This is a genomic window from Delftia lacustris (assembly GCF_040267515.1).
GTDB lineage: Bacteria > Pseudomonadota > Gammaproteobacteria > Burkholderiales > Burkholderiaceae_C > Comamonas > Comamonas tsuruhatensis.
Genome location: NZ_CP141274.1, coordinates 1,371,967 through 1,393,763, shown reverse-complemented (window position 1 = coordinate 1,393,763; position 21,797 = coordinate 1,371,967). Strand labels below are relative to the sequence as shown.

22 protein-coding genes, 3 pseudogenes and 1 other annotated feature are annotated in these 21,797 nt (G+C 65.1%); of the genes and pseudogenes, 12 read left to right on the top strand and 13 right to left on the bottom strand.

The genetic code is table 11. The annotated features are described in order from the left end of the window. Positions 1-8: 8 nt before the first annotated feature. Positions 9-590: an NHL repeat-containing protein gene (locus tag U6958_RS07795; protein WP_034399618.1), complete on the top strand. Its 582-nt coding sequence runs from the start codon at positions 9-11 to the stop codon at positions 588-590. Between the two features lie 220 nt (positions 591-810). On the opposite strand, the gene U6958_RS07790 is transcribed toward U6958_RS07795, so the two are convergent. The 4 genes from U6958_RS07790 to U6958_RS07775 all read right to left on the bottom strand — a co-directional run bounded on the left by U6958_RS07790 (position 811) and on the right by U6958_RS07775 (position 2,099). Further along, complete coding sequence (locus U6958_RS07790; protein ID WP_016445634.1) at positions 811-1,008, bottom strand: hypothetical protein; 198 nt, start codon at positions 1,006-1,008, stop codon at positions 811-813. A gap of 72 nt (positions 1,009-1,080) precedes the next feature. Further along, positions 1,081-1,206: a hypothetical protein gene (locus U6958_RS07785; RefSeq protein ID WP_264567131.1), complete on the bottom strand. Its 126-nt coding sequence runs from the start codon at positions 1,204-1,206 to the stop codon at positions 1,081-1,083. Between the two features lie 214 nt (positions 1,207-1,420). Then, positions 1,421-1,798 carry a BPSL0761 family protein gene (locus U6958_RS07780; RefSeq protein WP_016445633.1) on the bottom strand — a complete coding sequence of 126 codons (378 nt, stop codon included), beginning with the start codon at positions 1,796-1,798 and terminating at the stop codon, positions 1,421-1,423. A 109-nt stretch (positions 1,799-1,907) separates the two neighbouring features. After that, positions 1,908-2,099 (bottom strand): hypothetical protein, encoded by a 192-nt coding sequence (locus tag U6958_RS07775; protein WP_143044503.1) that lies wholly within the window; start codon positions 2,097-2,099, stop codon positions 1,908-1,910. 285 nt (positions 2,100-2,384) lie between these two features. Between U6958_RS07775 and istA the strand changes: the two genes are divergently transcribed. Together istA and istB are read left to right on the top strand one after the other, a co-directional pair. After that, positions 2,385-3,923 carry an IS21 family transposase gene (gene istA, locus U6958_RS07770; RefSeq protein WP_051170575.1) on the top strand — a complete coding sequence of 513 codons (1,539 nt, stop codon included), beginning with the start codon at positions 2,385-2,387 and terminating at the stop codon, positions 3,921-3,923. A gap of 16 nt (positions 3,924-3,939) precedes the next feature. Next, positions 3,940-4,731, top strand: coding sequence for an IS21-like element helper ATPase IstB (istB, locus tag U6958_RS07765; RefSeq protein ID WP_016445630.1), 792 nt, complete (start codon positions 3,940-3,942; stop codon positions 4,729-4,731). Here istB and U6958_RS07760 read toward each other — a convergent pair. The 3 genes from U6958_RS07760 to U6958_RS33325 form a co-directional block, all read right to left on the bottom strand. Further along, entirely contained in the window at positions 4,711-5,265 is a 555-nt protein-coding gene (locus tag U6958_RS07760; protein WP_016445629.1) for a hypothetical protein, read from the bottom strand. The genes istB and U6958_RS07760 overlap by 21 nt on opposite strands. Positions 5,266-5,298: 33 nt before the next feature. Continuing rightward, positions 5,299-5,565 (bottom strand): hypothetical protein, encoded by a 267-nt coding sequence (locus tag U6958_RS07755; protein WP_143044504.1) that lies wholly within the window; start codon positions 5,563-5,565, stop codon positions 5,299-5,301. Between the two features lie 318 nt (positions 5,566-5,883). Then, positions 5,884-6,075, bottom strand: coding sequence for a transposase (locus tag U6958_RS33325; protein WP_390889471.1), 192 nt, complete (start codon positions 6,073-6,075; stop codon positions 5,884-5,886). 112 nt (positions 6,076-6,187) lie between these two features. Between U6958_RS33325 and U6958_RS07745 the strand changes: the two genes are divergently transcribed. The 5 genes and pseudogenes from U6958_RS07745 to U6958_RS07725 all read left to right on the top strand — a co-directional run. Next, complete coding sequence (locus U6958_RS07745) at positions 6,188-6,796, top strand: TetR/AcrR family transcriptional regulator (RefSeq protein WP_016445627.1); 609 nt, start codon at positions 6,188-6,190, stop codon at positions 6,794-6,796. 4 nt (positions 6,797-6,800) lie between these two features. Further along, positions 6,801-7,200, top strand: a pseudogene (locus tag U6958_RS07740) (3-hydroxyacyl-CoA dehydrogenase NAD-binding domain-containing protein); the annotation flags it as partial. Between the two features lie 92 nt (positions 7,201-7,292). After that, positions 7,293-7,565, top strand: a complete 273-nt coding sequence (locus U6958_RS07735; protein ID WP_346727161.1) for a 3-hydroxyacyl-CoA dehydrogenase family protein — start codon at positions 7,293-7,295, stop codon at positions 7,563-7,565. Positions 7,566-7,597: 32 nt separating this feature from the next. Then, positions 7,598-9,364, top strand: coding sequence for an oleate hydratase (locus tag U6958_RS07730; protein WP_016445625.1), 1,767 nt, complete (start codon positions 7,598-7,600; stop codon positions 9,362-9,364). Positions 9,365-9,680: 316 nt separating this feature from the next. Further along, a pseudogene (locus U6958_RS07725) lies at positions 9,681-9,951 on the top strand (MFS transporter); the annotation flags it as partial. Here the strand turns inward: U6958_RS07725 and U6958_RS07720 are convergent. From U6958_RS07720 to U6958_RS07705, 4 genes are read right to left on the bottom strand one after another with little or no spacing between them, the layout of a single operon-like run. After that, positions 9,887-11,023 carry an ABC transporter permease gene (locus tag U6958_RS07720; RefSeq protein ID WP_390889473.1) on the bottom strand — a complete coding sequence of 379 codons (1,137 nt, stop codon included), beginning with the start codon at positions 11,021-11,023 and terminating at the stop codon, positions 9,887-9,889. The pseudogene U6958_RS07725 and the gene U6958_RS07720 overlap by 65 nt on opposite strands. Positions 11,024-11,080: 57 nt before the next feature. Continuing rightward, on the bottom strand, positions 11,081-12,265 hold the full coding sequence (locus tag U6958_RS07715; protein ID WP_016445623.1) for an ABC transporter permease: 1,185 nt from the start codon (positions 12,263-12,265) through the stop codon (positions 11,081-11,083). Continuing rightward, the gene (locus tag U6958_RS07710; RefSeq protein WP_016445622.1) at positions 12,262-13,296 is read right to left on the bottom strand and encodes an HlyD family secretion protein; all 1,035 of its coding nucleotides are present in this window, start codon (positions 13,294-13,296) and stop codon (positions 12,262-12,264) included. Before U6958_RS07710 ends, U6958_RS07715 begins: the two co-directional genes overlap by 4 nt. Then, positions 13,293-14,723, bottom strand: coding sequence for a TolC family protein (locus U6958_RS07705; RefSeq protein ID WP_016445621.1), 1,431 nt, complete (start codon positions 14,721-14,723; stop codon positions 13,293-13,295). Before U6958_RS07705 ends, U6958_RS07710 begins: the two co-directional genes overlap by 4 nt. A gap of 353 nt (positions 14,724-15,076) precedes the next feature. Between U6958_RS07705 and tnpC the strand changes: the two are divergent. Further along, positions 15,077-16,072 (top strand): annotated as a pseudogene (gene tnpC, locus U6958_RS07700) (IS66 family transposase); the annotation flags it as partial. A 532-nt stretch (positions 16,073-16,604) separates the two neighbouring features. On the opposite strand, the gene U6958_RS07695 reads toward tnpC, so the two are convergent. Next, the gene (locus tag U6958_RS07695; protein WP_016445619.1) at positions 16,605-17,573 is read right to left on the bottom strand and encodes an IS5 family transposase; all 969 of its coding nucleotides are present in this window, start codon (positions 17,571-17,573) and stop codon (positions 16,605-16,607) included. Positions 17,574-17,652: 79 nt separating this feature from the next. Beyond that, a protein-coding gene (locus U6958_RS07690) for an IS3 family transposase (RefSeq protein WP_390889472.1) occupies positions 17,653-18,878 on the bottom strand; the annotation gives its coding sequence in 2 pieces (ribosomal slippage) (positions 17,653-18,590 and positions 18,590-18,878; 1,227 coding nt in all). Further along, positions 18,484-18,600 (bottom strand) — a sequence feature (AL1L pseudoknot). Its footprint overlaps the gene before it by 117 nt. Positions 18,879-19,144: 266 nt before the next feature. Here U6958_RS07690 and U6958_RS07685 point away from each other — a divergent pair. Genes U6958_RS07685 through U6958_RS07675 form a run of 3 tightly spaced genes read left to right on the top strand, consistent with a single transcriptional unit; the run spans position 19,145 to position 21,762 of the window. Beyond that, positions 19,145-19,312 (top strand): hypothetical protein, encoded by a 168-nt coding sequence (locus U6958_RS07685; RefSeq protein WP_074921461.1) that lies wholly within the window; start codon positions 19,145-19,147, stop codon positions 19,310-19,312. Between the two features lie 48 nt (positions 19,313-19,360). Further along, entirely contained in the window at positions 19,361-19,561 is a 201-nt protein-coding gene (locus U6958_RS07680) for a hypothetical protein (protein ID WP_227468498.1), read from the top strand. A gap of 2 nt (positions 19,562-19,563) precedes the next feature. Continuing rightward, positions 19,564-21,762, top strand: a complete 2,199-nt coding sequence (locus U6958_RS07675) for an ankyrin repeat domain-containing protein (protein ID WP_016445615.1) — start codon at positions 19,564-19,566, stop codon at positions 21,760-21,762. Positions 21,763-21,797 lie beyond the last annotated feature (35 nt).

Here is a 21,797-nt window from a genome sequence, read left to right as displayed (position 1 = left end):
AGGAGATTTTGAAGTTGTCGCCTCGCGGGGAAGTTCTTGCTCGTATTGGCGGGAGCGAGGCTGGGTTCCGCGACCTCGGGCATGTGGCCGTCGATGGAAGCGGCGCGACCTACGTTTCAGAAGCAGGTCTGAATCGTCTCCAGAAGTTTTCAGCCGAGGGGGCGCGAGTCGCCGTCTGGCAACTGCCGAAAGGCGCGGGCGAAGGCGAGTGGTATCTGCCTCAGTCCATTGCCCTCAGCGGCGGCAACATCGTTATCGAAGACTGGGGAAATCACCGTATCGTTGTCCAATCCAGCGACGGGACAAGACGACTGTCATTCGGTGACGCGAAGCAGCTTGAGAGCACCGCGGGGCTTTGCGTGGACCGGGACGGGAACATCTACGTGGCCGACGAAAAGGCCCATGCCGTGAAGAAGTTCGACCCACAGGGCAAGTTGCTATCGGTGATTTCGAACTCGACTGGCAACCGCCTGTTCAATGAAGGGCCCAGCAGTATCGCCGTCGACGCCAATGGTGACCTCTACGCCGCGGACGGTCTGTCCGTCGTGAAATTTTCTGCCACGGGAATGCTCCTTCAGCGCTGGCATTGAACCAAGTCAGCACAAACGGCGCGCCTGGGCTGCGGCGGGCCTGAATCAGTTGGATGGGAAGCGAAACCTTATGACTGCATCAATACACAAGTCGCACAGACGATAGACCGTGCCACCAGATCTAAATCAACCTCCCAGTGGAGCTCGGCGCCGTTGCCACGGAAGCGCTCTGTCTGGATCCCAGAGGCGAGCCCAATTGGCTGACGTGCCGTTGGGCCGATCACTCGCTTCCCGTAGAAGATCCGGCATCCGGACAGCTTTGAGCACGCAAATGCCCTGATCGTTGCAACTTGCGCTCGAGTTTGCGGCGCATCGCCGCCAAGAGTTCAGCGGATGTGTCTGCAGCGATGATGGCCACGACGCCCGATGGCGTCATCAGCTTGATCGCCGTCTTGCCGTTCTTGCGCAGGATCTTCATCTGATCTCCAGCCGTCGAATTTAGTTTGAGAGCCTGCGTCGCCCGGACTACCTGGCAGACGTTGAACCAGGCTCAGTCACCGAGTTGCCGAGGATCGGCCATAGCAGCTTCCCGCAAGCCCGAAAGCTGAGCGCGACGGACCAGACATGGAAAGGCGATAGCCAAGGCCAGCGGCAGCAGGATGAAAAGAATGTGCATGTCGATTCTCCAGAGCGAGCGTGGAGGCCGCGTCGCGGGCCACCGCGGTGATGGCGAGCCGCCATGCACAGCAGCAGCAGGTTGGCTACCTGAATCATTGAGCAGCTTATCCAAAACCTGGGCCGGCCGCTGGTTCAAGCACCACCTCCGGCACGGGAAAAAACACTCCGCCCAGCCGCCCCACAATCAGTTGCCGTGCGCGCTCGTGGGCGGCCTACGTGCTCTCCTCAGCCAGAAAGTCTGCCAGGGGTACAGACTGAAGGTGCTGCGCATCCCGCCATCCGTCCCGGCTAGTAGGGTAGTGGCGCATCACGGTATCAAGAAGCGTGCGGGTCTCTTCGTCGTCGATATCGGGCCGGCCGATCCGAGCGAAGAAGACGCCGGCATCGATGATGGCCTGCGCGCCGATCGGGGTGAGCCTCGCTCCCGGCGTCTCGATGCCGGCGAGTAACTCCCGCCGTCCAGGAAAGGCCATTGCCAGGTCGCGCGCTCGCTGGCGAACGGCAGCGGGCACGTGCGCGTCATCCACAATGCGGCCCAGCAGCTCCTCCGCATAGCGCAGAGCCCGAAGGCGTTCATCAGGTGTCGTCATGGCAAAGCCCACACCGCGTGGTCGTCGATGCCGTGTGGATACCGAACAGAAGGTTCCACAAACGCTGCCCGCTTCTTCTTGGCACTGCCGCCCGGCGGCTCGGACGGTCTCAAAGCTTGCGAAGCTCGAAGTCAGAGAACTCGCTGTTGCGGATCTGATTCTCAACGTGACGTGTGTTGATTGGTCCGTAGATCACCATCGAATAGCGATGCAGCATCTCGCCGAGTGACACGCTGGACTGGAAGGCGTGCAGCAGCAAGCTCACAACCCGGCCTTCGGGCGACCATTCGATATAGGCCAAGTCACTGCCGAACCATTCAGCCGTCCTCTGCCCGGGCACCACGGGCAGGTTGTAGAGCCGGTGTCACCGACCGCCATATAGGAGCCGGTCCGTGATCGGCATGTAGGAGCCAGTGACTGACCGGCATATTGGAGCCACTGCGTGATCGGCGTAATGGAGCCGGCGCCGGATCGGCATATAGAAGCCAGCTGGCACGGGTGACGGGCGTCTCGAACTGAGCGACGCCATCTCTACCCTTCGGGTCATTTGCCCGGAGGGCCAGGGATGGCGCGCAGGAGATTCGAGATGCATCACTACCGACAGGCCCTGCTGCGCATGCGCCAGGGCGACTCCGACCGCGACCTTGCAGCAGCCCGTGTCATGGGCCGGCCCAAGGCGGCGCAGTGGCGCCGCTTGGCCACCGAGCGGGGCTGGCTGGACGTCTCGCTGCCTCTGCCCGATGACGAGGCCATAGCCGCCGCTTTAGGCAGCCCGCGCAAGGCTCGCACCACCATCTCCACGCTGGAGGCCCATCGCGGCAGGATCGCGGCCTGGGTCGAGCAAAGCGTCTCGGGCACGGCCATCCACGCGGCGCTCAAGCGCCAGCACGGCTGGGCCGGCAGTTACTCGGCCGTGCGCCGCCTGGTGGCCGACATCCGCAGCCGGCTGCCGCCCGAGACCACCTGCCGCCTCGACTTCGAGCCCGGCGACGCCGCCCAGGTCGACTTCGGCGCCGGCCCCATGCTCATCCACCCCGACGGCCAGCCCCGGCGCACCTGGGCCTTCGTGATGACGCTGGCCAGCAGCCGCCACCAGTACGTCGAGTTCGTCTGGGACCAGACCGTGGCCACCTGGCTGGGCTGCCACCGCCGGGCCTTCGAGTGGTTCGCCGGCGTCCCGGCGCGCGTCATCATCGACAACGCCAAGTGCGCCATCACCCGCGCCTGCGCCCAGGACCCCACCGTGCAGCGCGCCTACGCCGAATGCGCGGAAGGCTACGGCTTCAAGATCGACCCCTGCCCGCCGCACGACCCGCAGAAGAAGGGCGTCGTCGAATCGGGCGTGAAGTACCTCAAGGGCAACTTCCTGCCGCTGAGGACCTTCCGCGACCTGGCCGACCTCAACGCGCAGGCCCGGGCCTGGGTGCTGGAGGAGGCTGGCGAGCGCTGCCATGGCACCACGCGGCGCAGCCCGCTGGCCTTGTTCGCGCTGGAAGCGCCGCTGCTGAAGGCGCTGCCCAGCCAGGCGCCCGACCTGGGCAGTTGGCACCGCGTGAACGTGCACCGCGACTGCCATGTGCAGTTCGAGCGCGTGCTGTACTCGGCGCCGTTCACGCTGGTGGGCAAGACCCTGTGGCTGCGCGCCACCGACGCGGCCGTGGCGCTGTTCGAGGACTACCGCCACGTCGCCACCCATCCCCGAGGACTCAAGCCCGGCCAGCGCGTGAGCGTGCGCGAGCACCTGCCGCCCGAGGCGCAAGCCTTCTTCGGCCGCGACCGGGCCTGGTGCGCGACCCAGGCCGAGCGCATCGGCGCGTCCTGCGCGGCCTTGATCGAGCAGCTGCTGCGCGATCAGGTCCTGGAGCGGCTGCGCGCGGCGCAGGGCGTGCTGGCCCTGCTCAAGCCCTATGGAGCCGCCCGGCTGGAGGCGGCCTGCGCCCGCGCACTGGCGCACGGCTCGCCGCACTACCGCACCGTCAAGACCATCCTGGCCACCGGCGCCGACCAGCGCGCCGACGTCCCTGCGCCCACGCCAGAGGCTTATGGCCGCACCCGCTTCACCCGGCCGGCCACCGAGCTGTTCGCTGAACTCATCCCCCACCCGCAGCAAGACCTGCTGCATTGACCGAAGGAGTAGACCCATGAACCCCGCCCCCGAGCTGGCACCGCAGTTGAAGCAGCTGCGTCTGTCCGGCATCTTCGACTCGCTCGAAGCCCGTAACCGCCAGGCCATCGAGGCCAAGATGGCCTACACCGACTTCCTGGCCCTGCTCATCAGCGACGAGATCGCCCGACGCGAGCAGAAGAAGTTCAGCACCCGGCTGCGCCGCGCGCAGTTCCGCACCACCAAGACGCTGGAGCAGTTCGACTTCGAGCGGCTGCCCCAGCTCAACCGCGCGCTCGTGCACGATCTGGCCACCGGGCGCTACCTGCACGAGAAGGCACCGGTACTCATCGTCGGACCCTGCGGCACTGGCAAGAGCCACCTGGCGCAGGCGCTGGGCCACTGCGCGGTGCGCCAGGGCGTGGACGTGGTCTTCACGACCTGCGCGAGCCTGACGCAGAGCCTGAACGCGGCGCGCGCCACGGGCAGCTACGAGCGCAAGCTGGCCACGCTGGCCCGGGTGCCGCTGCTCATCATTGATGACTTCGGCCTGAAGCCGCTGCGCGCGCCGGCTGACGAGGACCTGCACGACCTGATCGCCGAGCGCTACGAGCAGGCCGCCACCATCGTCACCAGCAACCTGGACTTCACCGAATGGGATCAGGCCTTCCCGGCCAACCGGCTGCTGGCCAGCGCGAGCCTGGACCGGCTGCGCCACAACGCCTACTGCCTGGTGCTGGACGGGCAGTCGTACCGGGCGCCCAAGCAGATCGCCACGGCAGCAGGGAAACCGGCACCGCAAAAGCCTTCAAAATCCACCCCAGCGTAACCCCTCGGGACGCCCGTTCCACCCACCTGTTCCTGGCTCCATTACGGCGAACATCGGTGGCTCTATTACGGCGGTCGGTGACAGCCGGCTGAGCTTTCCTGCGAAGACCGGCTTGTAGGCCTTGACCGTGTTGCCGCGCCCCTTGCCCAGGGCAGCGTAGACCGCTGCGACAGGATCAGTATCGGCGTCAGGGACGTAGCTCCGCATGATCGAGCTGGGGGTTTCGATCGGCTGGTCCGTGTCCATGCGCCTGGACAGGGTCAGCATGCCCAAATTCAGATCCTTCAGGCGGTACCCAGCCTGGACCAAAGCGGGCGTGAGACTCTCCTTCTTTCCGTCCTCGAGCATCACGTAGAACGCATCGACGAGTGCTTTGTCTGGCATCGCCTCGTAGCGCTTTCTGCGGTTCTCCGCCGCCTTCTCAGCGAGCCACTCCAGGACGGCGTGGGCAGGGTTAGCTGACAACAATGCTGCGGGCAGAACCGCCAGCTGCAGGAACCGTCGACGTTGCTCGATGTGCTTGGTTGAGTTCATGTGAATCGTCCTCCTGATCATTGCTTGTGGGTCTCACCGGTCGAAGAACATGACGACGGCCTGGCCGCCATCGTTGGCAGCAACAACCAGCCTCTCGTCGGGCATTCGAAGCAGGCCGGCACAGGTGGCGCTGTTCGTACCCGCGATCAGGCGACGGCCCTGGTAGCCGACGGTGGTGTCCGGCTTTCCGTTGACTGTGATGTCCACCAGAGATACGGACTGGCCCAGCAACAGGCTCTTGAGCACGTGACCACAGCCGATGTAGCCGCCGCGCCCGTTGGGCAACATTGATGCAGCCATAGGGCTGATGCTGACAGCTGAAGCGGCTCTCGGAAGGGTGCTACCCGCTTCCGTTATCTCTGCCTGGCAGACGCTGCATCTGTCGGGTCGCCCACGCAAGGGGCGTCACGAGGGTTGGAAGGCGTTGGTCGACAGCTTTCCAATGGATGCTGAAGCCGCCAAGGCTCAAGAGGTCGGTGGCCCGCCGCCTGCGAAGGCCTTCCTTGCTGCCTACACACGCGCGCTGGGAGCCAAGGCGCCCTCACCTGCGTCGCTCTTTGCCCCCGGCAGCCGCTCGACGGTTGACCGCCGGGAGACGAGCGCTGAACAGGGCACTGGTCACGCAAGAGTCGCGAAAGCCGCCGGCCCTACTGAGGACGCCGAGGACGCCGACGTCTCACCATCGAGCTTCATAGGATGGCCACGACGTTGGTCCTGCGCTTGCTTGATCTCGGCGTTGAGCCGCTCCAGCGGGTCGGTGCTGTAGATCTGAGGCCAGTGCGCCCGGGGGGAAGCGCATGCTCGCCACACGGCAGAGCTTGACTTTGATTAAAAGGAGTATGCTCATTAATGAGCGCGCTCAATAATCGACTTCATGGTATCGATGTCACTGGCAGTTCGACCCGGTCGGCGTGACCGGAACATGCAGGACAAGCACTCCCGCATCTTCCGGGCAGCAGCGGAGCTATTCGAAAAATCTGGCTTCGCCAGTGTGACCACTCAAGCGATCTCAGAGCGGGCGGATGTGGCGGCAGGCACGTTGTTCCGCTACGCAGCATCCAAGGAGGAACTGTTGCTGGTGGTCCTCAACCAGGCGCTGTGCGCGGCCTTGGCGGAAGGAGCGGCGCAGGCTCATGCGTTAAGTGATCCAGTGGATGCAGTGGTCGCCATGGTCGCGCCAATCCTGCAACTGGGCGGCCGACACGCCGAGAACCTGGCGGTCTACCAGCGCCAGCTGATGTTCGGTCCGTCGGGAGATAAGTACCGTCTCGAAGGCCTCGCGCTGCTCGCCGACCTGGAGGCCGCCGTAGCGGCGCGCCTGGTGCAGCAAGCCGTTGAGCGCGGTTTGCCGGCGCACCAGGAGTCGGCTCGCGTGGCCAGCATCTTGATCTTCGGCGCTGCTCATTTGGCGGTCTCGCGCGCCTCCACCGGCGCCCACCCCGACCACGCACCGATGGACGACTTGCGCGCGCAGGTCCGGCAAGTTGTGGATGGATATTTCGTGGGCCTGGCAGTGAACCCACCACGTTGAACAGATGCCAGACAGGAGCGTCATGATGAGCAGCATTAGCAAGGTCACGGCGCTGGGCACGGGCGTGCTGGGCTCGCAGATCGCCTTCCAGAGCGCCTACAGCGGTATCGAGGTGTCGGTTTACGACATCGACGATGCGGCCATCGCCAAGGCGCGAGAGCGGTTCACCGAGCTGGTCGAGACCTACGAGAAGGAAGTGCCCGGTGTGCAAGGCAGGGCCGACGCCGCACTGGGGCGACTGCGCCAAGACGATCTTCGCCACCAACTCCACCACGCTGCTGCCCAGCTCGATGAAGGAGGCCACCGGTCGCCCGAACCGCTTCCTCGCCCTGCATTTCGCCCACCAGATCTGGAAGTTCAACACCGCAGAAGTGATGGGCACTGCCGACACATCGGCGGCCGTTTTCGAGGCGGTCGTGGCGTTAGCCGCTGCCATCGGCATGGTACCGATCCCGGTACGCAAGGAAAAAGCCGGCGACGTACTCAATCGCTGCTGGTGCCCCTGCTCAACGCGGCGGCGGAACTGGCGGCCGGCGGATACGCCGACCCGCACGACGTGGACAAGGTCTGGTGCACCGCCACCGGCGCGCCGCTGGGGCCGTTCCAGATCTACGACGTCATCGGCCTGACCACGCCCTACAGTATGCTCTCGCACGGCGACGCACAGATGCGCCAGCTCGCCGACTGGCTGAAGGAAAACGTCATCGACCAGGGCAAGCTCGGCGTCGCGTCTGGCGAGGGCTCCTACATCTACCGGCCAGCCGCCTGACTCTTCAACAACCGTCAGAAAAGGAATTTGTCATGCACTACAGCAGCGGAAACTATGAGGCCTTCGTGCGCCCGCGCAAGCCCGAAGGCGCCGACCGGAAGACGGCGTGGTTCGTCGGATCGGGCTTGGCCAGTCTCGCGGGTGCGGCCTTCCTGATCCGGGACGGTGGCGTGGCCGGCGAGCGCATCACCATCCTGGAGCAGCAGGCGATCGCCGGCGGCGCGCTCGATGGGCTGGACGTGCCCGAGAAGGGTTTCGTGATCCGCGGCGGGCGCGAGATGGAGGACCATTTCGAGTGCCTGTGGGACCTGTTCCGCTCGATCCCCTCGCTGGAGATCGAAGGCGCCAGCGTGCTCGACGAGTTCTACTGGCTCAACAAGGACGATCCCAACTACTCGCTGCAGCGCGCCACGGTGAACCAAGGCGAAGATGCGCGCACCGACGGCCTGTTCACGCTCAGCGAGCAGGCGCAGAAGGACGTGATCAAGCTGTTCCTGGCCACGCGCGAGGAGATGGAGAACAAGCGCATCGACGAGGTGCTGGGCCGCGACTTCCTCGACAGCAACTTCTGGCTGTACTGGCGCACCATGTTCGCCTTCGAGGAGTGGCATTCGGCGCTGGAGATGAAGCTGTACCTGCACCGCTTCATCCACCACATCGGCGGGTTGCCGGACTTCTCGGCATTGAAGTTCACCAGGTACAACCAGTACGAGTCGCTGGTGCTGCCGCTGGTGAAGTGGCTGCAAGGCCACGGCGTGAAGTTCCAGTACGGCACCGAGGTGACCGACGTCGATTTCGACATCGCCCCCGGACGCAAGCAGGCCACGCGGATCCACTGGAAGCGCGATGGCGCCGACGGCGGCGTGGACCTCGGCCCGGACGACCTGGTGTTCATGACCATCGGCTCGCTGACCGAGAACTCGGACAACGGCGATCACCACACTCCTGCTCGGCTCGACGAAGGCCCGGCGCCGGCCTGGGACCTGTGGCGGCGCATCGCCGCCAGGGCGCCGGACTTCGGCCGCCCCGACGTGTTCGGCGCGCACATCCCGCAGACCAAGTGGGAGTCGGCCACCGTCACCACGCTGGACGCGCGCATCCCGCAGTACATCCAGAAGATCGCCAAACGCGACCCGTTCAGCGGCAAGGTGGTGACCGGCGGCATCGTCAGCGTGCGCGATTCGAGCTGGCTGCTGAGCTGGACGGTCAACCGCCAGCCGCACTTCAAGCAGCAGCCCAAGGACCAGATCGTGGTCTGGGTCTACGCGCTGTTCGTGGACACGCCCGGCGACTACGTGAAAAAGCCGATGCAGGAATGCACCGGCGAGGAGATCACCCGCGAATGGCTCTACCACCTGGGCGTTCCGGTGGAGGAGATCGACGAGCTGGCCGCGACCGGCGCCAGGACGGTGCCGGTGATGATGCCGTACATCACCGCCTTCTTCATGCCGCGCCAGGCTGGTGACCGGCCGGACGTGGTGCCTGAGGGCGCGGTCAACTTCGCCTTCATCGGCCAGTTCGCCGAGTCCAGGCAGCGCGACTGCATCTTCACCACCGAGTATTCGGTGCGCACGCCGATGGAAGCGGTGTATACCCTGCTGGGTGTGGAGCGCGGTGTGCCGGAGGTGTTCAATTCCACCTATGACGTGCGCACGCTGCTGGCGGCGACCGGCCGCCTGCGCGACGGCAAGGAACTGGACATTCCCGGCCCGGCGTTCCTGCGCAAGCTGCTGCTGAACAAGCTCGAAGGCACCGAGATCGCCGAACTGCTCAAGCAGTACCACCTGATCTCGGATTGACGAGTAGCGGCGAGCCCGCCGATGCGGGAGAGGCGCGACATGGCCGAACAACCGCATCCTTCCGCCGTGGTTCCGTCCCGCGGCGCTCATGCGCATCAGGGCCGAGCTGACGAGGCAGCTCCCCGTGTGCACGCCAAGGATCCGGTCTGCGGCGTGCCGGTCCATCCCGCCACGGCGGCGCATCAGGTGGAGTAGGACCGCGCCTTCGAGGCCGATCCGGCGCGCTATGCCGCTTCGGCCGCCCATGCCGACGGGCAGGCCGCTGGGCGTGACCGCCCGGCGCATCACGACCATTCTTCCCGGGCCGATGACCACCGCCATGGGCATACAGTGGCATGTGCTGGCCATGTTTGTGCCCAGTTTCTTCACGGGCAAGCTGATTGCACGTTTTTGGCAAGCGCCCCATCGCGGCTCTGGGCATGCTGATGATTGCCACGGCCAGCATGCTTGCCTTGCTGGGTCTGGAGCTGTTTCACTTTCTGGGGCTCGCTGATTTGCTGGGCGTGGGCTGGAACTTCGGCTTTATCGGCGCCACGGCCTTGCTGACCGAGTGCTTCCGCCCCGCCGAGCGGGCCAAGGTGCAGGCTGCGGCTGCGCTCCCAGCCAGAGCACGGCCGCCCAGGTCAACAGAGCCATGGTGGCCAGCCAGGACAGTTGCGACAGGCCAGCTTGCAAAGGCGCACCCAGCTGATTGAAGCGCAGCGAGGCCTCTATGCCCGCCGTACTGGGCGACAGCCAGCGCAGCCACTGCAGCGGCTCGGGCAAGGCCTCGACGGGCCAGGTGAAGCCTCCCAGAAACGCCAGTGGAATCGAGGAAAACAGCACCACTTGCAGGGCCCGCTCGCGATCGGCCAGCCACCAGCCCAGCAGGCAGGCGCAGCCCACGACGGCCGGCACAAAGCAGGCCAGCAGCGCCAGCGCGCCCCAGGGGTTGCCGCCGTGCGGAAAGTCCTGCCAGATGAAGATCCAGCCGAAATAGAACAGCCCGGCCAGCCAGCCCGGTACGCACAGTGCCAAAAGCCGCGCCAGCCATTGGCGCGAGCCAACGCGGTCGGCACCTTGCTCGCGCCAGGTACCGACCAGCAGCGCGCTGCCCATCAGCAGCGTCTGCTGCAGGATGAGCACGGACACGGCCGCCACCACGAAGCTGCCATAGCCTTCGGTGGGGTTGAACAGGGCCACGGCCTGGGCGTTCACGGGCGAGCGGCTCACGGCCGCCTGCGGTGCGCTCTGCCCACCGGCCTGCAGACGCTTGATCTCCACGCCGGCCGAGACGGTGCCGAAAGCCTCGGCAAAACCGTATTGCACCTGCTTGCTGACCAAGGGATAGGCGCCATTGGCGTAGACCGGAATCACCACATTCGCGCGGCGCAGCACATCGCGCTTGAGATCGCGCGGCAGCAGCGCATAGCCCATGACCTCGCCGCGCAGCACGGCCGCGCGCGCTTCGCCTTCATCGGCCGTGACCAGCTGCGGATGGATGCGCGGGCTGGCCTGGGCAAAGCGCAACATCTGCCGCGCCAGACTGGAGTGGTCCTGCACCACTACAGCAACGGGCACGCGTTGCACCACCTGCGTGCTGTAAAACCAGGGATAGAAAAAGCCATAGAGCACCGGCGCTCCTACCAGCAGCAAGAACGCCCCCTTGTCGCGCAGCATGGCCTGCAGATTGTCCAGCCAGAGCCTGAAAAAACCGGTGTTGGATTCGGGCATGACTCAGCGCCCCCCCCATTTCTCGGGCCTGCCCAAAGCGCGCAGCAAACCCGCTGACGCCAACGCCAGCAGCACCAGGGTCGCCAGCAGCAGGCCGGAGACCACGGGCAGGGTCTGCACCACGGGCGCCCCGATCTGCCACTGCTCGATCTGCAGTCTGGCGTAATGGGTGTAGGGCATGGCCAATGCCCAGCCTCGGGCACTGCTGGTCATTGCCAGCAAGGGAAAGCCAATGCCGCTGAACGCAAAAGCGGGCGCCGACAGCAGGCCCGCACCGGACAATGCCGTGCGCAGCGACAGCGTGACGGCCGCCAACGTCGCCCCTGCAGCCAGACTCACGGCCACCAGCGCGGCCAGGCCCACAGCAATCCAACCCGTGCTACCGGCAACTGCCCAGCCCCGCAGCTGCGCCAGATACAGCAAGGCCGCCATGCCGCAGCCCCACAGCAGTACCGCAGGCAGCGTCAGCTTGCCCAGCAGGGAGCCAGTGACATCGAGCCATCCCGGCTTTTGCGCGTAGGGGCTGAGCCACTGGCCCAGCGTGCGTTCGCGCAGCTCTCGCCCCACGGACCAGGCTGCCGCCGTCATGGCCAGGATATGAATCAGCGCTGGCACCAGCGTCGCAGCCAGAAACTGCTCGTAATTGGTGGAGACATTGAACAGCGCCAGCAACTGCGTCGTGATCGGCTCGATCCGCACCTGCAAGACTTGGTGCGGCGAGCCGCGCTTGGCCGCCGCCTGCATCTCCACGCCGGCCGACAAAGTGCCCACCACCTGCCTCAGGTCGCGCTGCAGCAGGCTGGATGCCGTGGCCAGCTGTGCGTTGTGCAGCAAGGTCACCACGCCGCCACTGCCTTGCTTGACTTGGGTTTCCAGATCGGGCGGGATATGCACCACGCCATAGACATCCATGCGCAGCAGCGCATCGGCGGCTTCGGCGCGATTGAGCACGCTCTGGCGCACCTCCAGCCCTGGCGTTGCCTGCAGCATGCGCACCAGCTGACGCGACAGCGCGGAATGGTCCTGATTCCAGACGGCGATAGGCAGGCGGTAGGGCTGACCCGTTGAAAAAATCCAGCACATCAGCGCCATGGTCAGCAAAGGCACCCAGCTGACCATGGCCAAGTCCCAGGGACTGGCCCTGAGCCTGGTCCATTCGCGGCGCAGGCTGGCGGCAAAGGGACTCACGCACCACCCTCGACAATGACGCTCATGCCGGGGCGCACGCCCTCGATAGGCTTGGCTGGCCGCGCCCGCACTTCGAAGGTACGCGCATCGAAGCCCTGGCTGCCGCGCGTGGTGCGCCAGGTGGCGAAGTCGGGCAGCACGCCGAGGAAGTACACCTCGAACTCGGCCTCACGGTTGTCCAGCGCCGGCAGCCGGCCCGTGAAGCGGCTCTTCATCGCAAAGCGCTGCAGCTGGTCCTCGCGCACATTGAGCACCACCCATTGGTCGTTCAGGTCCACCACGGTGACCACCGAAACGCCCTGGGGCGACAGTTCACCCTGCTTGGCCAGCACATTCGCCACCTCGCCACCCACGGGGCTGCGCAGCTGGGTCTCGGCTTCGGCGGCCTTGACCTCGGCCACCACGCCATCGACCTGGCGCACCTGGGCGGCAGCGGCGGTCCTGTCCTCCGCGCGCGCACCGCTGGCCGCCATGTCGTACTGTGCCTTGGCAGCCCGGGCCTGGGCATCCGAGGCGCGCCAGTTGGTCTGGGCCTCGTCGCGCTTCTGGGCCGAAACCAGCCCTTGATTAAACAGGCTTTGCACGCGGTCGTACGAGGTCCTGGCCAGCTCGGCCGCTGCCTGGGCGCGCTGCCAGCTCAGGCCGGCCATCTGCACCTCCTCGGGCCGGGCACCGTTGCTGGCCTTGGCGGCCACGGCCTGGGCCGCATCCCGGGCCGCCTGGGCCTGGGCCAGCTTGGCCTGCACCTCGGGACTGTCCATTTCCACCAGCAGGTCGCCGGGCTGGATGATCTGACCCTCGCTCACATACACCTTGGAGATGCGGGCCGTGACCTTGGGCGCGATATCGGCCTCACGCGCCTCCATCTGGCCCTGGAAATACGGGGCCGCAGGCTGGGCAGCGCGCCAGAAGCCCCAGATGATGAAGATCAGCACGGCGGCCATGGCGATCAGCGCGGCCACAGGCAGGCGCCTGGCCTGCTTCGGCACTTCAGGGCTGGAGGGTGACGGGGTCGGTACGGGTGTATTCATGGAGCGTCTGCTTTGATCTGGATATCGGCACGGGCCATGTAGCGGGTGAAGTCGTCGGTCTGTCCCGTGCTTTCAAGCAAGGCGGCCAGGGCCTGCACATACTGGTTGGCGGCGGCGGCGCGTTCGGTCTGCACCTTGGCCAGGTTGAGCTGGGCGTCGATCAGCTCCAGCGCCGTGCTGGTGCCCTCCTTGAGGCCGGCCGCGCGCAAGCGCAGCAGCTCGCGCGCCAGATCCTCCTGGGCCTGGCCGGACAGATACTGGGTGCGCGACTGCTCCACGGCCAGCCAGTTCTTCTCGACCAGCAGCGCGATGTCGGAGCGCACCTGAGCGTCGGTGAGTTCGGCCTGCTCCACCTTGCGCTGGCCGGCGGCCGAGAGCTTGTCGCGGTCAATGCTGTCCCACAGCGTCCAGCGCACGGCCACGCCGGCCACCCAGTTGGGCTTGCCCGAGGTATTGACTTCACGCATGCCGAAGGCCAGCACCTGCGGCTTGCGCAGCGCTTCGCTGGCATCGTGCAGCGACTCGGCCTGGCGGCGCTTGGCCGCCACCTTGCTCAGGCCCGGGTGGTGGCTCTGAGCCGCGTCCAGAAACTGCTGCAGCGGCGGCAAGGCCTCGCTGCTGACGAACAAGGGGGAGCTGGGGCGCACACCGCCCACCCCACTTGCTACGTGCACGGTACGCAGCAAGGCGCTGCGTGCCAGGCGCGCATCGTCGTCGGCCTTGCGCGCCTGCTGCTGGGCATCGGCCAGGGCCGCGCTGGCCTGCAGCCGCTCGACCTGGGCGATCACGCCGGCCTTGAGCATGCGCTGGGCCGCGTCGTCGTGGGCGCGCACGCCCTCCAGCGCGCGGCGGCGCAGGGCCGCGGCGCGCTCGGCCAGCTGGGCCGTGAAGTAGCGCTGCACCAGCAAGGTGTTGAGCTGGTCGGCGCTGGTGGCGGCATCGGCCAGCGCTTCATCGGTCATGGCGTCAAGTTCGCCGCGCACCGCATCGCCCAGACCGCCCATGTAGATGGGCCACACGGCCGAGAGGCTGGCCGAGGCCACATTGCTCTTGCGCTGCAGGTCGTAATTGGCCGGCAGGCTGGGCAACTGCCCCACGGCGCCGCCCAGCTGCGGCGGCAGGTGCGAGATGCCATTGCCCAGGGCGCGGCGCGCCGGGTCGGGGTCCAGGTCGACATTGGCCGAATAGCGGTAGCCCATGCCGGTGATGGCCACCGACGGGCCGCCCAGCCCCTGCATGCCCTCGCGGCGCAGGCGGGCGCTGTCCACGGCCTTGGCCGAGGCCGCCAGTTGATCCGAACGCTCCAGAAACGCCGCCCTGGCCTGCTCAAAACTCATGGCCTGAGCTGCGGCAGTCGTCTGCGCCCGAATCGGCAACGCCGCTGCCAGCAGCAGGCACAGGGTCACGGGATAGCAGCTGAACTTCATGAATGGCTCCAGGCTCTCTTGAATAGTGTAGAGGGAAAACAACAGGATGTCCTGCCTCTTCAGCTGGAAATCTCTCGGCAAGAGATCGATTTTCTCAGCGTCGGCCGGCCGCTACACGAGACAAATCATTACCGGTGGGCATGTGCGAGCGCAAGCCTGCTGAGACAGCTCTTTTATAGGACCTAGACTGCGCCAGCGGCTCGTCGCCGGTTGCGGTTGCGCTGCCCCCAGGATCAGCAACGCGACGGTTCAGAGTCCGTGGGTTGAATCGTAATGGGTTCGATTGGTTGCGCAGTGGCGCCAGCTCGCTGGCGCCACTGCGCGGCGAACACCGCCGGCGGCAGGTACCCCAAGGTACTGTGAGGCCGGTGCTGGTGGCCAAGTACGCCGATCACCTGCCGCTGTACCGCCAGGAAGGAATCTTTGCTCGCGCCGGCCTTGCAATCCCGCGCTCGACCCTGGCGCAGTGGGTGGGCGCCTGCGGCGTGCAGCTGCAGCCGCTGGTTGACGCCATGAAGGCCGAGCTGCTCACGCAGCCCGTGCTGCATGCCGACGAAACGCCGGTGGCCATGCTCGATCCCGGCGCGGGCAAGACGCACCGGGCTTACCTGTGGACTTACTGCAGCACCGGCCTGCAGGCGGACAGGTTGGTGGTGTTCGACTTCGCCGAAAGCCGCGCCGGCCGGCACCCGGCCGAGTTCCTCGGGCACCCCGGTGAGGGCGCTTGGCGCGGCACGCTCGTGTGCGACGATTACTCGGGCTACAAAGCCTTGTTCGCCAGCGGCGTGACCGAGGCGGGCTGCCTGGCGCACGCGCGGCGCAAGTTCCATGAGCTCTGGGCCAATCACAAGAGCCCGGTGGGCGAGCAGGCATTGGCGCTGTTCGGCAAGCTCTACGACGTTGAGCGAGAGATCGCACACCATGACCCCGAAGAGCGCTGGCGAGTTCGGCAGGAAAAGGCCAAGCCAATTGCCGACGCGTTGCACATGTGGCTAACAGGCCAGCGACAGAAGGTGCCACCAGGATCCGCCACAGCCAAGGCGATCGATTACAGCCTGGGTCGATGGACCGCGCTGGTGCGCTACCTCGATGACGCACGCCTGCCCGCGGACAACAACTGGGTGGAGAACCAGATCCGTCCAATTGCGATCGGAAGATCCAATTGGCTGTTCGCGGGGAGCCTGCGTGCGGGCAAGCGCGCCGCGGCCGTCATGAGCCTGCTCCACTCGGCCAAGCTGAATGGCCACGACCCCTACGCCTACCTGCGCAACGTGCTGGACCGCCTGCCTACGCAACCGGCCAGCAGGATCGCCGAGCTGCTGCCGCATCGCTGGTCACCCAGCGCTTGACTTGCCATGAGACTGGCGATGCGGCAGTCAAGATGACTTCACCGCGCGCTTACGTGCCGATCGCAATGGTGCCAGGTGTGGCTGCGAGTGCCCTAGCTGCGGCGAGCCGCTGATTGCCGTCAACAACGCCAAGAAGGAATTCGTGCGCCGGCCGCACTTCCGCCACCAAGACGGAAGCCATCGCGACGACTGCCTGATCTTGGCCGCCCGCGCAGCAGCGCTGCGCCAGTTGCAGGACGACGGCTGGCTGCAACTTCCCCGGCGCCGGATGTCAGGGAAGGTGGCGGGGCTCAGTGGCAACTTCCACGAGGCCTGGGTCGAGCTGCCTCCTGTGAGGAAGCGCATTAGCGCATCAGCGCGTTCGGGAATAGGCAAAAGGATGTTTAGGGCTACGCTGAACAAGCCTGAGATTTCGACACTGCGTCGTGCTGACGCCCGACTTGGCTGACGTGATCCGGTTGCTCCAAGTCAACGCCGCATTCTTCAGCCTTTTCAAGGTGGCAGGCGCGTCGCACGCCCACTGTGGACGCACTCATGCCACCAGACGCTTGCGCGCCAGGTAGATGTTCGCCAAACCCAGCGCCACGAACGCTCGCGTCGCGTTTTTCGCCAGGCCCTTGTAGCGGACCTTGCTGAAGCCGAACTGGCGCTTCACCACGGCAAACACGTGTTCCACCCGAGAGCGCGTCTTGGACTTGATGCGGTTGACGATGCGCTCCAAGTCGGCCAGATACCCTGTGCCTCGGACCCTCTGATTCGTCTGGTCCTTGGCCTTCGGTGCCTTGGCCGCGATCAACGCCTGCTGGGAGGCGTAGGCACTGTCGCCGAAGACTTCCAGCTCCTGGCCGTGCAGCAGTTCGGGCAGCGGGTGCTTGTCGTGAACGTTAGCCGCCGTCACCACCGCGCTATGCGCAAGGCCCGTCTCGCTGTCCACGCCGATGTGCAGCTTCATGCCGAAGAAGTACTGCTGCCCCTTCTTGGTCTGGTGCATCTCGGGATCGCGCTCGCCCTTGTCATTCTTGGTCGAGCTCGGCGCCGAGATGATGGTGGCATCCACGATGGTGCCGGTGCCAACCTTCATGCCCTTGCTCTGCAGCACTTCACCGACCTTGGTGAACAGTGCGGCGCCCAGCTTGTGCTTGTCGTCCTCCAGCAGCCGGCGGAACTTCAGCAAGGTGGTGCCGTCGGGAACGCGCTCGCGGCCCAGGTCAATGCCCACGAAGCGGCGCAGCGCCGTGCTGTCCAGCAGCGCCTCCTCGCAGGCCTCGTCGGCGAGGTTGAACCAGTGCTGCACGAAGTACATGCGCAGCATGCGCTCCAGGCCAATGGGCGGACGGCCCCTGCCGGCCTTCGGGTAGTGGGGCTCGATGACTTCGCACAGCTCAGCCCACGGCACGATGGTGTCCATCGTCTGCAGGAACACATCGCGCCGCGTTGGCCTGCGAAATCGCTCGAACTCCGCGCCCTGATCGGCTGCTGCTGCGAGTGTTGCTTGCTTCATGCAGGCATCATCGCGAAGCACCGCTTGCCTTGCCACCCGATCAACCCGCAAGGCTGACCTTAATCAGCGTAGCCTTAAGTCAGACGGTCGCGGCCTGACCAGCGCGTTGTCGATGGTAGTTGGCCTCGAACTCGGCGGGCGGGATGTAGCCCAGCGGCTCCATCAGTCGGTGATGGTTGAACCAAGCCACCCATTCCAGCGTTGCCAGCTCCACCGCCTGCTTGTTCTTCCACGGCCCGCGCCGGTGGATCACCTCGGCCTTGTACAGCCCGTTGATGGTCTCGGCCAGGGCGTTGTCGTAACTGTCGCCCTTGGAACCCACCGACGATTCGATGCCGGCCTCGGCCAGGCGCTCGCTGTAGCGGATGGACAGGTATTGCGACCCGCGATCCGAGTGATGCACCAGGCCTTGCGCCTGGCCGGGCTTGCGGTCGTACAGCGCCTGCTCCAGCGCGTCGAGGACGAACTCGGTGTGCATCGAACTGCTCTGGCGCCAGCCCACGATGCGCCGGCTGAACACGTCCACCACGAACGCCACGTAGACCCAGCCCTGCCAGGTCGAGACATAGGTGAAGTCCGAGACCCACAGCTGGTTGGGCCGCTCGGCACGGAACTGCCGGTTGACCCGGTCCAGCGGGCATGGTGCCTTGGGGTCAGGGACGGTGGTGCGCACCGCCTTGCCTCGGCGCACGCCCTGCAGACCTTGCTGACGCATCAGTCGCTCGACAGTGCAGCGCGCCACCGCCACACCCTCACGGTTGAGTTGGCGCCAGACCTTGTCCGCGCCGTAGACCTGCATGTTGGCCTGCCACACGTGCCGGACTTGAGGTACCAGGCTCGCATCGCGCTGCGCGCGACGCGAGCACAGCGCCGGGTTGCGCTGGCGGGCCGCATGGCGCCAGTACGCCGACGGGGCGATCTGCATGACGCGACAGATCGACTCGACCCCGAACTGCTGGCGATGCTGGTCGACGAAGTCCTTCAGGACTTGATGCGGCGGTCGAGCTCCGCCTGGGCGAAAAACGCGCTGGCCAGCTTCAGAATTTCGTTGGCCTTGCGCAGTTCTCGGTTCTCTCGCTCCAGTTCCTTCACGCGCTGGGCCTCGCTGGTCGTCACGCCCTCGCGCACGCCGGCATCGACCTCCGCGCGCTTGACCCATTCGTTCAGCGTCTGCGGCACGCAGCCAATCTTGGGCGCGATGGACTCGATGGCCGCCCACAGCGACGCGTACTCCCCTCGGTGCTCCTGCACCATCCTCACCGCGCGCTCACGCACCTCGGGCGAGAACTTGTTCGACTTGCTCATGGCTCAATCCTCTCAGAGTGTTGAGCCTCCTCGAAACCCGGGGCGATTCAGGTTGAGCATGGGCGCAACTCAGAGCGCTGCAAACTAGTGGCGCTGATGGCGCGGCGCAGCCCACCCTTCTAGGAGTGGGCGGATCGGGACGCAGCCGCCGCAAGAAGACCAAAACAGAAAATTTCTTCAGCGGTCGCGCGGGATACGAACTGCCGCAAGAAATCTAACCTTTCGACTGTTGCCGATGTGCGCAACGTCACCATTGAAAGGTTTCCATGTCCAAGTCCTCTGCCAAGTCCACCCCGATGTCCAGCCAGGCAGCCGCTCGCATCCAATCCTCCACCGCAAAGGCCAACGGCGGACAAGTGCCAGCTGGTAGCTTCGCTGCGCGGGCACAGAGCGCCGCTGCCACGAATCAAAGCGGCGCCAAGGGCTCGAAGTAACCGGAGCTGAGCCTGGCGCCAGCGATGGCGCCAGGCCTGAAGTTGAACATGAGATACAGCAATGACAAGACGGTCTCCGCCCTGGTGCGGACACTGGTCCGCTCAGGTTGGCAGTACGTGAACGGCAAAACACATGGCAAGCTAGTCGCGCCGAATGGCCGCAGGCTTGCGGTGCCGGGAACTCCGAGCGACTGCCGGGCCAACCTGAATTTCCGCAGGGACATTCGCCGCATCGCCGCGATCAAGTGACCATGACAAGACAACAACCCCCGTACCCCAGATTCGGCGAATGCATCTCGGCCTTGGCCGGAGCAATTGACGCCGACAAGACCGGCAGCGACGTTGGACGCTTGGCCCGAGAGGGCGATTTCGACTGGGAGCGACTGGATACGGTCATCGCCGAACTACTCGTTGACAGCATTGCAACAGTCGTCGGAGAGCCAACCCGCCAAATCTTTGAGCGATGGGTTGCCGCCGTTCGGTCTGCCTACACGACGCTTGTGCTGGACGTGTCACTGGATGCCCTGGGACGCAACGATGTCCTTCCAGTATTGGTCGAGCACTTCTTTGCTCCGTCCGGCGGACAACTGCTGCGGCAAATCAGCGCCGACATCCCGGGCCCTGATTTGCAGCTCTTGCTCGCGGACAACCTGCAACCACTGCAGGTGACGCTCGAATGGCTGGACAGCGCCGTCGGAGGCCCCGTAGAGAAACTGCTGTATCCAGGAAGCACTGGATCGGCTCGGGTCGAGCAGGAAAAGGTCCGAAAGTGGCGTACCGGCACCGACATTCCATCAGCGCAAAGCATCAAGCTGTTCTACCAAAGGTTGATCGAATGCTGGAAGCCGATCCCTGCCTGCCCTGTTTGGCTGATGATTGCTTCTGCCCTGTCGAGGCTAGAAAAGCAATCGGCGGCACCGCTGCGATCGTTGTTGCACCTTTACGTACAAGGGACCACTCCGCCCAGGAGGCCCATAGAGAAGCAGCTATCCGAGTTGGTCGTCCGCGCCGGACACGCATGGCCCGAACTCGCTGAGCCTGGCCGACAGCTTTGGCACGACCTCCGCCGCACGTCGGCAAAGCTGCCCGGCGATCAAGAGCGCACATGGCAGCAAATCGAAGCACTGGAGCGGCTGGCCACAACCAGCGACCCAGAGGGACGCACCGCGTATCACTACAGCTGGATGAAAGGCCGCTGGCATGTGCTGTCCGGGCAGTATCAGGAAGCGCTTCCGCACTACAAGAAAGCGTTCGAACAGGCGTGCTACCGAGCAGGGCACCAAGTCAAGGACATCATTTCCGAAGCGTCATGCCTGTCGGCCTTTCTACCGAAGGAACGGGTGTTCCTGAAGCAGCTCAAGCACGTGGGCATCACACTCGGGCTGTACCGCAAGCCTGAAGCCGGATCGGTTCTCGAAGATTGGGAACTTGATCAGCTCGCACTGCAGCTACCACTCGAATTTCCAGCATGCGGACGATTCGCGGAGTGCCAGCAAGATCTCGCAGATGAGCCCATTCAAGGATGGCTCTTCATCGACCGAGACGCTATTGCCAAATTGAAACCCGACCTCAAGACACCGAGCCGCGTACGGGCCGTGCATTCTGCAGATGGGCAGGTTCGCCGCTGGCCACAGTTACGCCTGTTTGCTTCGTTTGGGCTTGTTGAGCAAGTCAAAGCTCTGCTCGACGCGGGCGCCCCTGTAGACGAACTGGACAGCTCCAATGCATCCGCACTGCTCTGTGCACTTCAGCACGCAGAACAGACCGGGAAGCGCGAGGTCCTGGACCTGCTTTTGGAAAGGCACCATCAACGCTCCACGATCAATGCGGTTACCCGGCGAAAGCAACTAACGCCATTGATGTGCGCAATCGATCTGGGGCTGGCGGATGTCGTCAAGACCCTGATCATGCAAGGTGCAGATGTTGAGCAGCGCGCGTTGACCGACAGCCAATCACCGCTGTACTACCTGGTGAGTCGGTTGTCTGGCAAGGTGAACCCAACGCGGATGCTGGTCACCTTGACTGCGCGAATGATGCAGGAGCCAGACTTGGTGCTTCAGGACACGTTACGCCGATTCGGTGTTGGAGTCGCGGGCGCCTTCGGTTCGAGCACAGCCGCGCTGCGCTCGCATCAAGAACTGGCAGTTGCTGTGGCCAAGGCGCTGGTTGACCAGCACGTGTCAAGGCAATCCGTTCCCAAGTTGATGCGAATCGCAGCAGCGCTCCTGGAAGCAGGAGCCAACCCGAACGCATCTCACAAATATCCGGTTCCTGGCCGAACGCCGCTGATGCTGGCGGCCGAACACGACTTGACCGAGCTGTTTGATTTGATGATCCAACGGGGTGGTGAGCCACTCAGACCAGATGCACATGGGCAAGACAGTTGGCTGATCGCGCGAGCCTTTCAGTCGAGGCGGGTGCTGAACTACCTGAGCCGAAATCCCTGCTGACGGCAGGCCCTTCGCACTTGCACCTGTTGGCTCGG

Coding starts and splice junctions, on each gene's coding strand:
- U6958_RS07785 (WP_264567131.1), bottom strand. CDS start 1,206: ATGCACATTCTTTTCATCCTGCTGCCGCTGGCCTTGGCTATCGCCTTT.
- U6958_RS07745 (WP_016445627.1), top strand. CDS start 6,188: ATGCAGGACAAGCACTCCCGCATCTTCCGGGCAGCAGCGGAGCTATTC.
- U6958_RS07780 (WP_016445633.1), bottom strand. CDS start 1,798: ATGACGACACCTGATGAACGCCTTCGGGCTCTGCGCTATGCGGAGGAG.
- U6958_RS07790 (WP_016445634.1), bottom strand. CDS start 1,008: ATGAAGATCCTGCGCAAGAACGGCAAGACGGCGATCAAGCTGATGACG.
- istA (WP_051170575.1), top strand. CDS start 2,385: ATGCATCACTACCGACAGGCCCTGCTGCGCATGCGCCAGGGCGACTCC.
- U6958_RS07760 (WP_016445629.1), bottom strand. CDS start 5,265: ATGAACTCAACCAAGCACATCGAGCAACGTCGACGGTTCCTGCAGCTG.
- U6958_RS07685 (WP_074921461.1), top strand. CDS start 19,145: ATGTCCAAGTCCTCTGCCAAGTCCACCCCGATGTCCAGCCAGGCAGCC.
- istB (WP_016445630.1), top strand. CDS start 3,940: ATGAACCCCGCCCCCGAGCTGGCACCGCAGTTGAAGCAGCTGCGTCTG.
- U6958_RS07720 (WP_390889473.1), bottom strand. CDS start 11,023: ATGCTGCGCGACAAGGGGGCGTTCTTGCTGCTGGTAGGAGCGCCGGTG.
- U6958_RS07680 (WP_227468498.1), top strand. CDS start 19,361: ATGAGATACAGCAATGACAAGACGGTCTCCGCCCTGGTGCGGACACTG.
- U6958_RS07755 (WP_143044504.1), bottom strand. CDS start 5,565: ATGGCTGCATCAATGTTGCCCAACGGGCGCGGCGGCTACATCGGCTGT.
- U6958_RS07695 (WP_016445619.1), bottom strand. CDS start 17,573: ATGAAGCAAGCAACACTCGCAGCAGCAGCCGATCAGGGCGCGGAGTTC.
- U6958_RS07675 (WP_016445615.1), top strand. CDS start 19,564: ATGACAAGACAACAACCCCCGTACCCCAGATTCGGCGAATGCATCTCG.
- U6958_RS07705 (WP_016445621.1), bottom strand. CDS start 14,723: ATGAAGTTCAGCTGCTATCCCGTGACCCTGTGCCTGCTGCTGGCAGCG.
- U6958_RS07710 (WP_016445622.1), bottom strand. CDS start 13,296: ATGAATACACCCGTACCGACCCCGTCACCCTCCAGCCCTGAAGTGCCG.
- U6958_RS07730 (WP_016445625.1), top strand. CDS start 7,598: ATGCACTACAGCAGCGGAAACTATGAGGCCTTCGTGCGCCCGCGCAAG.